Genomic DNA, 13,304 nt, shown 5'->3' with positions numbered 1-13,304 from the left:
TCATTTCACTGGAGCCGACGGCAGAATGGTTCAGACTTAACATAATCCCCTGACGGAAGCATATGATGAAACCGGCGATTCTGGTGGTTGATGACGATATGGCAGTGTGTGAACTGCTGCAGGATGTGCTGAGCGAGCACGTCTTTAGCGTGCTTGTCTGCCACAACGGCCAGGATGCGCTGCGGCAGGTTCAACAGGAGCCGGCTATCGCCCTTGTTCTGCTGGATATGATGCTGCCGGACATCAACGGCCTGCAGGTTTTGCTGCAGCTGCAAAAGCAGCGCCCGGCGCTACCGGTGATCATGTTAACCGGGCTGGGCAGTGAATCAGACGTGGTGGTGGGGCTGGAGATGGGGGCTGACGATTATATTGGCAAACCGTTTAATCCACGCGTGGTGGTGGCACGCGTTAAGGCCGTGCTGCGTCGTACCGGAGCGCTGGCAGCCGAAGCGCCGATGCCACGTGCGGCGGGGATAACCTTCAACGACTGGACGCTGGACACCGCCCGCTGTGAACTGATTGATCCGCAGCGTAACGCCGTGCCACTGACTCAGGGTGAATATGGCCTGCTGCTGGCGCTCACGCAAAATGCCCGCCGGGTACTGAGCCGCGAGCAGCTGCTTGAGCTCACCCACAGCGAAAGTACCGAGGTATTCGACCGCACGATTGACGTGTTGATCATGCGCCTGCGGCGAAAAATCGAGGTCAACCCGCATCAGCCTAAGCTCATCAAAACCATGCGCGGTCTGGGCTACGTTTTTGCCGCCGATGTGTCTCATAGCGAGAAAGCGGCCTAAGTATTCTCTTTAATAAACAGCTGCAGCTCGGCCAGCGTTTTCGCGCCGTCAATCGCATTGGCCGCCAGCAGGCTTGCCCGCGCGCAGGCGTGGGCCAGATAAATACTTTCTGTCAGCGGCAGCGATTCATGGCAGCCGTATAAAAAGCCCGCGCAAAAGGCATCGCCCGCGCCGACGCTGCCGATAATCTCGTTCTGCTCCAGCTTCCAGGACGGAACCCATCGGCCTGCTTCTCCCGGTGTTTCACCCCATGCCCCTTCCGGGCAGTGGATTACCACCCGCTGACGAACGCCTGCCGCCAGCAGCTGCGCCGCGGCATCGGCGATATGGGCGATGTTCAGCGCATCGTCGGCGTCGCGCATCTCCAGCCCGCTAAACTCACCAGCCTCGAGCTCGTTAATCACCAGATAATCCAGATGGCGCAGGGCAGGGAGTACCAGCGGCTGATAGCGCGGGTCGCCCTTGCGGGACACCAGGTCAAGGGAGGTTTCATACCCCTGCTCGCGCATCTGCGCCAGCAGCCGCGCGCTGCGGGTGCCAAACTCGTCATCCGGCATATCCAGGCTGTCGAGCAGCAGCAGGTAGCCGAGATGGAAGATCTTCATCGATCCATCGAGACGATCGAAGGCGGGAAGATCCAGCAGACGGTTGGCGCCCGGCGAGTGGAAAAAGGTGCGCTGCCCGCTGGGATCGGTCATCACCTGCGACATGGAGGTTGGGGCGAAGGTGGTGCGCTGCACGCGCTGGCGGTTGACGTGGTACTGGTCGAGCATCGCCAGAATGTAATCCCCGTCGCCGTCTTCCCCGATCAGCCCCACCGCCTGCAGCGGCAGGCCGGCGTGCATTTTCGCCAGCGTCAGCAGCACGTTGAGCGGCGCGCCGCCGGTGGAGCGTTCGCTGTGGGTGATTTCCGCCAGCCAGCCGCGCTCCGGCCACTGCACGATCTGGTGAACGTGATCCACCAGCATATTGCCTGCGGCGATGATGCCTTTGCGTTCCATTATGCCTGTCCCGCGCTGCCGAAGATGCGCATCTGCTCGGCGACCGTATCGGTTATCGCCTCTTCTATCCCCAGCAGCAGTTCGGCAAACTCATCGTACAGCGGCTGGCGGTTCGCCATACGCTGCTCAACGGCGGCGAGCGCGGCCTGCGACATGCCGGTGTAGAAGTTGATTTTATGAATGCCCAGCTCGATGGCGCGGCGGAAGTCGGCATCGCTAATCCCGGAGCCGCCGTGCAGTACCAGCGGCAGCCCCGTCTGCTGACGAATGGCGTCCAGGCGCGGGAAATCGAGCTTCGGCTCGCCTTTGTATTTGCCGTGCGCGTTGCCGATGGCGACCGCCAGCGCGTCTATGCCGGTCTTATCGACAAACTCCCGCGCCAGCTGCGGGTCGGTAAAGAACGCTTCATCCGCATGTCCGTACAGCGCGCCGCCTTCATCCCCGCCGACCGCGCCCAGCTCCGCCTCCACCGAGACGCCCACCGCGTGGCACATCTTCACCACTTCCCGGGTCTGGCGAATGTTCTCCTCGTAGCTCAGCGTCGAGCCGTCGAACATCACCGAGCTAAACCCCAGGCGCAGGGCGCGCACGACGGCCTCGAAATGCAGGCCGTGGTCGAGATTCAGCACCACGGGAATATCGTGACGGGCGGCTTCGAACTTGACCGCTTCGACCAGCGAATCCAGGGAAACATACTTAAAGTGCACTTCGGCGATGTTGATGATAAACGGCGAACGTTCCTGCTTTGCGGCGGCAAACAGCGCGCGCAGGAAATGGGAGTCGAGCACGTTGAACGCGCCCAGCGCGTAGCGATGTTTCCTGGCGTGCTCAAGACCGTCGGCAAGAGAAATCAGTGGCATCATTCACTCCTTATCTCCGAAACAGGTTGTACTCGTTGCACAGCACCAGCACCGCCGGTTCGTCTTCTTCGATGTTGTTATAGCGGGCAACGGGCTGCAAAAAGTGGTTGTCGTGCTCGTCGTCATTCACCGACGACACTTCGCCCACCAGCACGTCGCCAAAGCCGCGTTCGCCCCAGAAGCTGTGATACAGACCGGGCGTGAGACAGATGCTTTCCCCTGGTGTGAGGCGCAGCTGGCTGCCGGGAGCGTGGGTTTGCCGACAGCCGTCAATCGTGACGGTCACGTCGGTGTTTTCGGTCTCCTCATGCATCCCGGCATTCCATAACTCAATAATCAGGTTCCCGCCGCCCCGGTTAATGATGTCTTCCCGCTTGCGCCAGTGAAAATGCATCGGCGTCACCTGGCCGTCGCGCACGTGCATGATTTTTTCGGCGTAGCATTTCTCATACGGCACGCCGTTCGGGGAGCCGTTGCGCAGGGTAAACAGCGTCAGACCCTGTGCGGAAAAGCTGTTGCCGCCGAAAGCGGTCACGTCCCAGCCGAGCTTGAGGTCAAACACTTCCTGCCACGCGGCCTGGTCAAGCTGCTGCCATTTTGTGGGTGGAAAGCTGGCAAACGGCGGGAGATGCACGTCGTGCATGGAAAAGAACTGCCGCGTGTGGCCGAGGATTTCATTGATGTCGGAGCGTTTCATGGGGACTCCTTGAAAACAGTTCCCTCTCCCTGTGGGAGAGGGAAAAGGATCATTTAACCGTCCACCCCTTATACGTGCCGACGTTCTTTTTATCGATCATCGTCACCGGGATCAGCACAGGCTCTTTCGGCGCAGGTTTGCCCTGCAGAATGTCATAGCCGATCTCCACCGCCTTCGCCGCCATCACCTGCGGATCCTGCGCCGGGGTCGCCACAAACAGGGAGTTTTCGCGCTTCAGCGCCTCTTCACCGTCCGGGGAACCGTCCACGCCGACGATAAAGAACTCGTTGCGCTGGGCCTGTTTCGCCGCCAGATCGGCGCCGATCGCGGTCGGATCGTTAATCGCGAATACGCCGTCGATCTTCGGATTGGCCGCCAGCAGGGAGGTCATCACTTCCAGCCCGCCTTCACGACTGCCTTTGGCATTCTGGTTGTCCGATAGCACCTTGATGTCCGGATGTTTTTTGAATTCCGTCTGGCAGCCTTCCACGCGGTTCTGCACCGCGGAGACCGGCGGTCCATTGATGATCACCACGTTGCCTTTGCCTTTCAGGCGGTCGGTAATGTACTTACAGGCCATTTCCCCCGCCTGGGTATTATCGGAGGTGATGGTCGCATCGGCCCCTTCCGCCGCCACGTCCACCGCCACGACCACGATCCCCGCTTCTTTGGCTCGCTTCACCGCCGGGCCGATCCCTTTGGAATCCGCAGCGTTGAGGATGATCATGTCCACCTTCGCGGCAATGAAGTTATCGATCTGCGACACCTGCTGGCCCAGATCGTAACCGCTGGAAACCAGCGTCACCTTGACGTTATCGCCAGCCAGCTTGCGTGCTTCCAGCTCGGCACCTTTGGTGATCTGCACGAAGAACGGGTTAGCCAGGTCGCCCACCGTCACGCCGATGGACTTCAGATCTTTTGCCTGCGCAAACGGCGTTGCGGCCAGCAGGGCGCCAGCACAGAGCGCGGTCACTAAGGGTTTCAAACGCATCTTGTCTTCCTCGCTTGTAGGGTATTGTTGTTATGCACTTTGATGATGTCGGGTACGGTATTTGTCGATTAGCACCGCTATGATGATCACCGCCCCTTTGATCACCAGCTGCCAGAAGTAGGAGACGCCCATCAGCGTCATGCCGTTGTTGAGGGTGGCGATGATCAGCGCCCCCACCAGCGTGCCGGTGATCGTGCCGATCCCGCCGACGAAGCTGGTGCCGCCGAGGATTACCGCCGCAATCGCATCCAACTCGTAACCCGTGCCGAGGTTGCCGTTGGCGCTGTAGAGGCGCGAGGCGCTCATCACCCCGCCGAGGCCGGAGAGAAGGCCGCTCATGCCGTAGACAAACAGCAGCACCAGCCAGACCTTGATGCCGGTTAAGCGCGCCGCCTGCATGTTGCCGCCGACCGCGTAGATATGAACGCCGAGCGTGGTGCGGCGCAGGATGAACCAGCAGATAGCGATGACCGCCAGGGCAATGACGACGAGCCACGGAATCGGGCCGAGATAGTTATTGCCGATCCACTCGAAGCTGATGCTGGAGTTAATCACCGTGGTGCCGTCCGCCAGCAGATACGCCGCGCCTCGCAGCGCCGTATAGGTGCCGAGCGTGACGATAAACGGCGGCAGCCCGGCGAAGGCCACCAGCGCGCCGTTGAACAGCCCCAGCACCATGCCGAGCATCAGCGCCGCCGGAATGGAGAGCATCGCGAATTCAGGAATAAGCGAGACCACCATCGCCGCCACCGCCGTGGTGCCCAGAATCGAGCCCACGGAGAGGTCAATCCCGCCGGTCAGAATGATGAAGGTCATCCCCGCCGCCAGCACGATGTTGATCGACGCCTGACGGGTAATGTTGAGCAGGTTACTTTCGGTAAAGAAGTTCGGGGCGATAAAGCCAAACACCGCCACAATCAGGATTAAAATCGGCAAAATGCCGACCGTTTGCATCAGATCGCTCATCAGCATTTTTTTGGCGGAGGCGGATTTCGCCACCTGCTGCGGATGGGTTGGAGTTGTCATGATTGCACCGCCTGATGATGTGTGTCGTTCACGCCGGTTGCCAGCGTCATAATATTTTCCTGAGAGATGTCGCGCCCGTGCAGTTCACCCGCAATGCTGCCTTCCCGCATTACGTACACCCGGTCGCTCATCCCCACCACTTCCGGCAGCTCGCTGGAGATCATCAAAATCGCCACGCCCTTGCGCGCCATCTGGTTCATGATGCGGTAGATCTCGCTTTTGGCACCGACGTCCACCCCGCGCGTGGGTTCGTCGAGAATCAGAATGCGCGGGCCAATCGCCACCCAGCGGGAGATCAGCAGCTTTTGCTGGTTGCCGCCGGAGAGCCCGCCCGCGCGCACCTGAGAATGGGGCACGCGGATGTTAAGCAGGGCGATAGCATCATCGGAAATGGACTGGGCTTTTTTGCGGTTAAGCATGCCGAAGGTGGCGTCGCGCTCCAGCGTCGCCATGGTGATGTTCTCCTGCGCCGCCAGCTCCAGAAACAGCCCCTGCTCCTTGCGGTTCTCGGTGAGAAAACCAATCCCGTTTTCAATGGCCGCGCGCGGGGAGTGGATCACCACCGGCTCGCCGTCCACCTCAATCATCCCGCCGGTGGCCTTGCGCACGCCGAAAATCAACTGCGCCAGCTCGGAGCGTCCGGCCCCGACCAGCCCCGCCAGCCCGACGATTTCACCGGAGCGCACCTGCAGGCTGCATGGCTGCACTTTTTTACCGTCGGTGAGGTGGTGCACGTTGAGACGCGGGCTGCCGAGAGGGATATCGCGCTCTTTGTTGAACAGATCGCTGAGCGGGCGGCCCACCATCATCTTCACCAGTTCAGACGCGTTCAGCTTGTCGCGCGTCAGGCTGCCGACGTACTGCCCGTCGCGCAGAACGCTCACGCGGTCAGAGAGTTCATAAACTTCCGCCATGCGGTGGCTGATATAGATAATCGCCATGCCTTCATCGCGCAGGCGCAAAATCAGTTCAAACAGGCGATGGGTTTCGCGGGAGGAGAGGGCGGCGGTGGGTTCGTCCATCACCAGGATGCGGCTGTTGCGGTGCAGCGCGCGGGCGATTTCCACCTGCTGCTGCTCGGCGATGGTCAGCTTCATCACCAGGTCGGTAGCGCTGAACTGCGCGCCGAGACGGTCAATCACCGCCTGCGCCTGGGCGGCCATCTCCTTGCGCTGCACCAGCCCGCCGCGCGACAGCTCGCTGCCGAGGAAGATATTTTCAGCGACGGTCAGATTGGGGGCGAGCTGCATCTCCTGGTAAATCAGGGTAATGCCTGCGGCCAGCGCGTCCTTCGGCCCTTTGATGTGAAACGGCTGGCCGTCGATCAGGATCTCGCCGCCGGTGGCGGTATAGGCCCCCGCGAGGATCTTCATCAGCGTGCTTTTTCCCGCGCCGTTTTCCCCCATCAGCGCGTGGATCTCACCGGGGAAGACCGTCAAATCCACGCCCTTGAGCGCGTGGAAATTGCCAAAGGTTTTGGCAATGTGGCGCATCTCTAAAACCGGGGTTCTGCTCATGGCGGATCTCCTGTGAATGTCGATATCTGCACTTCATCACAGGTGCGTAAATGCAAAATGTCAGAAGCTGTTCATATTTGTCATAGTTATGAATAGCGAATGTGGATCACAGTTACGGAGTCAACATGTCTTCACGCCCCCCGTTCTTCTCCAGCGCCCGCGGTCGCCTGCTGATATTTAACCTGCTGGTGGTCGCCGTCACGCTGATGGTGAGCGGCGTGGCGGTGCTCGGCTTTCGTCATGCCAGCCAGATCCAGGAGCAGGTCCAACAGCAAACGCTGGACGACATGACCGGGAGCATGAACCTCGCGCGCGACACGGCCAACGTGGCAACGGCGGCGGTGCGGCTTTCGCAGGTAGTGGGGGCGCTGGAGTACAAAGGCGAGGCCGAGCGGCTGAAGCAGATGCAAACGGCGCTGCGCCGCTCGCTGGAACAGCTGGCGGATGCCCCGCTGGCGCAGCAGGAGCCGGCGCTGGTGGCGCGGATTATTCGCAGAAGCAATGAATTACAGCAAAGCGTAACGGGGATGCTGGAGCGTGGGCAAAAGCGGCATCTTGAGCGTAACGCGCTGCTGAGCTCGCTCTATCAAAGCCAGAGCTATTTACGCCATCTTCAGGACATCAACCGCCGCTTCGGCAGCAACGTGCCGGACGCGCGGCAGCTGATGGAGATGGATCGGCTGATCGCGGCCGCGATTGATACACCTTCGCCGCGTGCTACCGTTCAGCAGCTGGACGCCGTGACCGCCACGCTGCCCCGAAGCGCCATACAGCCGGTCGTGGAGGGCGTTCTGCCCGATTTTAACGCCGAGCTGCGCAAGCTTGCCCCGCTGTCGAAGCAGCTGGAGGAGAGCGATCTGTCCATCAGCTGGTATATGTTCCACATTAAGGCGCTGGTGGCGATCCTTAATAGCGATATTAATCAGTACGTTGAGCAGGTGGCGCAGGCTTCCCGGTTTCGCACGGCCCAGAGCCATCACGAGTTGCAATCCATCAGCGTGTTTATCAGCATCTTCGCCGTGCTGGCGCTGATCATCACCGGCTGCGCCTGCTGGTATATCTACCGCAATCTGGGCTCCAACCTGACGGCCATCTCCCGGGCGATGTCGCGACTTGCCCACGGTGAACAGGATGTTTCTGTTCCTGCGCTGCAGCGGCGCGACGAGCTGGGCGAGCTGGCGCGCGCGTTTAACGTTTTTGCCCGCAACACCGCCTCGCTTGAGCACACCACGCGTTTGCTGAAAGAGAAAACCACGCAGATGGAGATTGACCGCATCGAGCGTCAGGGGCTGGAAGAGGCGCTGCTGCACAGCCAGAAGATGAAGGCCGTCGGACAGCTGACCGGCGGGCTGGCGCATGATTTTAACAACCTGCTGGCGGTAATTATCGGCAGCCTTGAGCTGACAGACCCCGAATCAAACGACGCGCCGCGCATTACCCGTGCGCTGAAGGCTGCCGAACGCGGCGCGCTGCTGACCCAGCGGCTGCTGGCGTTTTCCCGCAAACAGTCCCTGACGCCGCATGCAGTAGAGATGCTGCCCCTGCTGGAAAACCTTCGGGAACTGATGCGCCACTCGCTGCCCGCCACGCTTACCCTGGAGATTGAAGCGCAAACCCCGGCATGGCCCGCGTGGATTGACGTCAGCCAGTTGGAGAACGCCATTATCAACCTGGTGATGAACGCCCGGGATGCGATGGAAGGCCAGAGCGGGGCGATCAAAATTCGCACCTGGAACCAGCGCGTGACCCGCAGCGACGGACGCAGGCAGGATATGGTAGCGCTGGAGGTCATCGATCGCGGCAGCGGGATGTCGCAGGAGGTGAAATCCCGGGTTTTTGAACCGTTCTTCACCACCAAGCAGACCGGAAGCGGAAGCGGGCTGGGCCTGTCGATGGTGTACGGTTTTGTGCGTCAGTCCGGGGGGCGGGTAGAGATCGAAAGCGCGCCGGGACAAGGAACGACCGTGCGGCTCCACCTCCCGCGCTCGACGCTGCCCGCCGTTTCGGAGGATGAAGCGCTGGCTGCCACAACGTCCGTGGATCACGAGCGGCTTGTACTGGTGCTGGAAGATGAGGCGGACGTTCGCCAGACCCTGTGCGAACAGCTGCATCAGCTTGGCTACCTGACGCTCGAAGCGGACAGCGGCGAGCAGGCCCTGAGCATGCTGGCGGCGTCGCCGGATATTGGTATGTTTATCAGCGATCTGATGTTGCCCGGAAGCCTGAGCGGGGCCGAGGTGATTAACCATGTGCGCAGCCATTATCCGCAGCTTCCGGTGCTGCTGATCAGCGGGCAGGATTTGCGCCCGGCGCATAACCCGCAGCTGCCGGACGTTCCGTTACTGCGTAAGCCGTTTACCCGCCAGCAGCTGGCGCAGGCGCTGCGGAAGGTGATGGTAATTTGAGATTCCTCCGCTACCCCGGTTCCCAGCCATTCATTACCGTAAGGCCAGTTCCCCTGCGAGTCTGGCCTTATGAAACGTTACTCTACCGTCCTGTTATTTGGTCTGCTGACTTTAACCAGCCAACTGGCGCATGCCGATGTGATTGATGACGCCATTGGCAACATTCAGCAGGCGATCAACGATGCCTACAACCCCAGCAGCAGCCGTAATGACGATGACGACGATCGTTACGACCGCAGCCGTCAAATCGACAGCCGACAGTACGACGATCGTCGTCGGCAGCTCGAAGACAGACGCCGCCGCTTAGACGAGCGTCAGCGCCAGCTGGACGACGACAGGCGTCGGTTAGAAGAGGACGAGCGCAGGTTGGAAGACGATTACGATCGCGGCTAAGTGCGGCCTGTTGCCCTCACCCCAACCCTCTCCCACGGGAGAGGGAGAAAACCTAATCCAGCACAAGTACCATCCCGTCATATCCCGCTTCAATGCCGTCCGGCAGCGGGTTATCCATCATCCATGCGTCAAACTGATGGCTAATGTGCGTCAGGATCACCTGCGGACAGCCAATCACCTCGTTCAGGGCAATCACCGTATTTAAATCACTGTGGTTGCGCGGTGTCTCCGGACGCGGTTCATGGCTGCAGTCGATGATTATCGCCTGTGGCTGATTGTTGAGCAGAAACGTCACCGTTTTATCCGGCAGCCCGGCGGTATCAGAAAGCCACGCCACGCGGCTATGGGCCGATTCCAGCAGATACCCGAAGGTCAGTTTTGAATGGTTGAGCGGCAGCGGCGTGACCCGCAGCCCCTGCAGCTCAAACATCACGAACGGCTTGACCGTGTGGCTGAAATCCAGAATACCGGGGTGTTTAAACAGGTCGTCACAGCCCGCTTCATCCGGCGGGCCGAAGACCGGGATGGTTGCGCCCACGCCCCAGCGCAGGGGGAACAGCCCCTGGACGTGATCCATATGATAGTGCGTGAGCAAAAACTGCTGGAAGCTCCCCGCCGGCCAATCGTCCATCAGGTGCGGAATGCCCGCATCCAGCAGGGTGACAGCATCGTTGAATTTGACCACCGCGCTACAGGGGCGACGGCGATAGTTGTCCTGCAGGCGCGCCCTGCGACACGCCGCGCAGTCGCAGCCAAAGACCGGGACCAGCTGTGCGCTTCCGGTTCCCGTTAACGTGATGGTCAGACTCATAACGCACCTCTACAGCGGTTTGGTGAAGCGAAAATGGCTCTGCGTATATCCCTCACGAACGTAAAAGCGGTGGGCGTCCGTGCGCTTCACGCTGGTGGAGAGCTCCGTTAGCTCGGCACCGGCCTGCCTCGCAACGTCTTCTGCCCATGCCAGTAACTGGCTGCCAATCTTTAACCCGCGCGCCTGCGGCATCACCACCAGCTCCTGGATCTCGCCGATCCAGCGGGCATGGTGCAGGTGAAACTGCATGTGCAGACCGATCATGCCGACGACCTGTCCGTCCAGCTCGGCAAGCTGGTAGCGCATGTTGTGATCCTGAAGGTTGGCCAGAAATCCGGCGTGAAACGTCTGGTGATCGAACTCTGCCTGCTTCAGTTCACAGATCAGGGCGTAAACAATTTGTGCATCGTCGGCGGTGGCGGGGCGAAGCTGGCAGTCAGGCATGCTGTCTCTCCTTCTGGCGAATAAGCGATAAAAAGGTCTCGACTGACTGTAGCAAACTTCCGTCATTATTGAGGACGTGACAGCCCGACGGGGTGTAGCGCGCCGCACGTTCCAGCCGCTGGTCGATCTCACGCGCATTTTCGCGCCCCCGGCTTTGCAGGCGGTTGCGCAGAATATCCGGAGAAACCTGCAAACAGACCGGCAGCAGCGCCGCTTCGTACCGGGCTTTTGCCTGCGGCAGATGCGCGCGCGAGCCGTTAACCAGCACGTCGAAGCCCGCGTGCAGCCAGAGGTCGATCTCGATGCCGACGCCGTAATAAAAGCCGTTCGCGTGCCAGCTCAGCGCCAGCAGATTTTGCCCGGCGCGGGTAAAAAACTCCTGCTCGCTCAGGGCGATATGGTTTTCACTGCCAGCGTTCGCCGCGCGGGTAATGTAGCGGTGCGCCACCAGCAGCTGTGAATGTTCCCGCTGCCGTAACGCCGACAGCAGGCTGTCTTTTCCCGAGCCGGACGGGCCCATTAACCAGATGAGTCTTCCCATCAGAACACCCTTTTTCCCTGACGCCAGACGTGGTCGATATGAACGTGCTCGCCCTTGCGGTGCGCCAGCACCAGGTCTGCCCGTTTGCCTTCGGCAATCTCACCGCGGTCGTGAAGGTTGAGCGCGCTGGCCGGGTTTTTCGTCACCAGTCGAATCGCCTGCGGCAGCGTAAAGCGGTTGTCCTCGTCGTCTGCAACGCGGAAGGCCGCGTCCAGCAGGCTGGCGGGGTAGTAGTCAGACGAGAGGATATCCAGCAGGCCGAGGGAAGCGAGTTTGCTTGCCGCCACGTTGCCGGAGTGCGATCCGCCGCGCACGATGTTCGGCGCGCCCATCAGCACGTTCATGCCGTGTTTGCGGGAGGCTTCAGCCGCTTCGAACGTGGTGGGAAATTCGGCGATCACGCTGCCTAGTTGATGGGATTCGCGCACGTGATCGTGCGTGGCGTCGTCATGGCTGGCCAGCGCGATATTCCGGTCCCGACACATCGCGGCAATGGAGAGACGGTTCGGCTGCGACCATTGTGCCGCAAGCTCCAGCTGCTCTTCTTCGTAGCGCGCCATCTCCGCGTCGTTGAGCGAGTATTTGCCCTGATAGTATTCACGGTACTTTTCAATGTTGGCGAACTGGCGCTGCCCCGGGGAGTGATCCATCAGGGAGACCAGCGACACCGGCTCGCGTCCGACCAGCTTTTCAAACAGCGGCAGGGTGGTGTGGTGCGGCAGCTCGCAGCGCAGGTGCAGGCGGTGCTCGGCGCGGTTGAGGCCGCGCTTTTGCGTCTCCTCCACGGCGTTGATCATCTTCTCCAGATTTTCCAGACGATCGCCGCCGTCGCGCACGTCGCCGATCGCCACCGCGTCCAGCACCGTGGTGATGCCGCTGGCGACCATCAGCGCGTCGTGGCTGCTCATCGCCGAATGGGCGGGCCAGTCCACCTTCGGGCGCGGGGTGAAGAATTTATCCAGATTATCGGTATGCAGCTCAATCAGCCCCGGCAGCAGCCAGCCGCCGTCGCCGTCCATCGCTTCAGGAGAACGGCTTTGGGTTTCGGCAAAGGCGCGGATGACGCCGTCCTGGATTTCAACCGAACCCTTCACGACCTCATTTTCCAGCACCAGCCTGACATTATTGATAATCATGCGTTTGTCCCCATCGGGTGCAGCCTGTCCGCCACGCGATTGCGGACGGCGTCGTCGTGGAAGATCCCGACGATCGCCGCCCCGCGCGCTTTGGCCTGTTCGATCAGCGCTATCACCGCTGCGCTGTTTTTAGCGTCGAGCGAGGCGGTGGGTTCATCCAGCAGTAAAATCGGATAGTCGACGATAAACCCGCGCGCGATATTCACGCGCTGCTGCTCGCCGCCGGAAAAGGTCGACGGGGCGAGGTGCCACAGGCGCTCCGGCACGTTGAGGCGCGTCAGCAGGCTGGCGGCCCTGGCGGCGCAGGTTTCGCGCGGCACGCCGAGATCCAGCAGGGGCTGCATCACCACGTCCAGGGCGGAGATCCGCGGGATCACCCGCAGGAACTGGCTGACCCAGCCGATCGTTGAGCGGCGCACTTCCAGCACCTTGCGCGCCGGGGCCTGAACCAGATCGACCCACTCTTCGTTATGGCGGATGTGGATGTGGCCTTCGTCCGGTAAATAGTTGGCGTACAGGGAGCGCAGCAGGGTCGATTTACCGCTGCCGGAGTGGCCGTGCAGCACCACGCATTCACCCTGACTCACCTCTAACGAGGCGTTTTGCAGCACCGGCAGGCGTACGCCATTTTGCTGGTGGAGCACAAAGGTCTTACTGACATTTTCAACGTGGATCATGTTGGCCT

Annotated in this window: 14 protein-coding genes; 3 read left to right on the top strand and 11 right to left on the bottom strand. The window is 60.8% G+C overall.

Annotated features, from left to right (window positions below):
• Positions 1–65: 65 nt before the first annotated feature.
• Positions 66–797, top strand: coding sequence for a response regulator (locus ACTJI7_RS21455; protein WP_048960190.1), 732 nt, complete (start codon positions 66–68; stop codon positions 795–797).
• Here the strand turns inward: ACTJI7_RS21455 and ACTJI7_RS21450 are convergent.
• The 6 genes from ACTJI7_RS21450 to ACTJI7_RS21425 are packed head-to-tail and all read right to left on the bottom strand — an operon-like array spanning position 794 to position 6,889.
• Positions 794–1,801: a carbohydrate kinase family protein gene (locus tag ACTJI7_RS21450; protein ID WP_182034418.1), complete on the bottom strand. Its 1,008-nt coding sequence runs from the start codon at positions 1,799–1,801 to the stop codon at positions 794–796. The genes ACTJI7_RS21455 and ACTJI7_RS21450 overlap by 4 nt on opposite strands.
• Complete coding sequence (locus ACTJI7_RS21445) at positions 1,798–2,658, bottom strand: ketose 1,6-bisphosphate aldolase (protein ID WP_028015195.1); 861 nt, start codon at positions 2,656–2,658, stop codon at positions 1,798–1,800. The genes ACTJI7_RS21450 and ACTJI7_RS21445 overlap by 4 nt, the downstream gene beginning before the upstream one ends.
• Positions 2,659–2,668: 10 nt before the next feature.
• The gene (locus tag ACTJI7_RS21440) at positions 2,669–3,355 is read right to left on the bottom strand and encodes a D-lyxose/D-mannose isomerase (protein ID WP_063155539.1); all 687 of its coding nucleotides are present in this window, start codon (positions 3,353–3,355) and stop codon (positions 2,669–2,671) included.
• Between the two features lie 49 nt (positions 3,356–3,404).
• The gene (locus tag ACTJI7_RS21435) at positions 3,405–4,346 is read right to left on the bottom strand and encodes an ABC transporter substrate-binding protein (protein WP_028015197.1); all 942 of its coding nucleotides are present in this window, start codon (positions 4,344–4,346) and stop codon (positions 3,405–3,407) included.
• A 30-nt stretch (positions 4,347–4,376) separates the two neighbouring features.
• Positions 4,377–5,372 carry an ABC transporter permease subunit gene (locus tag ACTJI7_RS21430; protein ID WP_028015198.1) on the bottom strand — a complete coding sequence of 332 codons (996 nt, stop codon included), beginning with the start codon at positions 5,370–5,372 and terminating at the stop codon, positions 4,377–4,379.
• Complete coding sequence (locus ACTJI7_RS21425; protein WP_028015199.1) at positions 5,369–6,889, bottom strand: sugar ABC transporter ATP-binding protein; 1,521 nt, start codon at positions 6,887–6,889, stop codon at positions 5,369–5,371. The genes ACTJI7_RS21430 and ACTJI7_RS21425 overlap by 4 nt, the downstream gene beginning before the upstream one ends.
• Positions 6,890–7,014: 125 nt before the next feature.
• On the opposite strand from ACTJI7_RS21425, the gene ACTJI7_RS21420 reads away from it, so the two are divergent.
• Positions 7,015–9,294 (top strand): ATP-binding protein, encoded by a 2,280-nt coding sequence (locus tag ACTJI7_RS21420; protein ID WP_047366871.1) that lies wholly within the window; start codon positions 7,015–7,017, stop codon positions 9,292–9,294.
• Between the two features lie 69 nt (positions 9,295–9,363).
• Complete coding sequence (gene yjdP / locus ACTJI7_RS21415) at positions 9,364–9,687, top strand: DDRRRQL repeat protein YjdP (RefSeq protein WP_028015201.1); 324 nt, start codon at positions 9,364–9,366, stop codon at positions 9,685–9,687.
• Between the two features lie 52 nt (positions 9,688–9,739).
• On the opposite strand, the gene phnP is transcribed toward yjdP, so the two are convergent.
• From phnP to phnL, 5 genes are read right to left on the bottom strand one after another with little or no spacing between them, the layout of a single operon-like run.
• A complete protein-coding gene (gene phnP, locus ACTJI7_RS21410; RefSeq protein WP_047366872.1) occupies positions 9,740–10,498 on the bottom strand; it encodes a phosphonate metabolism protein PhnP in 759 nt (252 codons plus the stop codon).
• Between the two features lie 9 nt (positions 10,499–10,507).
• On the bottom strand, positions 10,508–10,942 hold the full coding sequence (phnO, locus tag ACTJI7_RS21405) for an aminoalkylphosphonate N-acetyltransferase (RefSeq protein ID WP_047366873.1): 435 nt from the start codon (positions 10,940–10,942) through the stop codon (positions 10,508–10,510).
• Complete coding sequence (gene phnN / locus ACTJI7_RS21400) at positions 10,935–11,486, bottom strand: ribose 1,5-bisphosphokinase (RefSeq protein ID WP_120247327.1); 552 nt, start codon at positions 11,484–11,486, stop codon at positions 10,935–10,937. The genes phnO and phnN overlap by 8 nt, the downstream gene beginning before the upstream one ends.
• Positions 11,483–12,619 (bottom strand): alpha-D-ribose 1-methylphosphonate 5-triphosphate diphosphatase, encoded by a 1,137-nt coding sequence (gene phnM / locus ACTJI7_RS21395; RefSeq protein WP_047366875.1) that lies wholly within the window; start codon positions 12,617–12,619, stop codon positions 11,483–11,485. The genes phnN and phnM overlap by 4 nt, the downstream gene beginning before the upstream one ends.
• Entirely contained in the window at positions 12,616–13,296 is a 681-nt protein-coding gene (phnL, locus tag ACTJI7_RS21390; protein ID WP_047366876.1) for a phosphonate C-P lyase system protein PhnL, read from the bottom strand. Before phnL ends, phnM begins: the two co-directional genes overlap by 4 nt.
• Positions 13,297–13,304: the final 8 nt, after the last annotated feature.

Source organism: Enterobacter sp. 22499 (assembly GCF_052044815.1).
In the GTDB taxonomy this organism is placed as follows: domain Bacteria; phylum Pseudomonadota; class Gammaproteobacteria; order Enterobacterales; family Enterobacteriaceae; genus Enterobacter; species Enterobacter bugandensis.
Note: the sequence above shows the minus strand (reverse complement) of the source record. Positions and strands in the feature narration are given on the sequence as shown.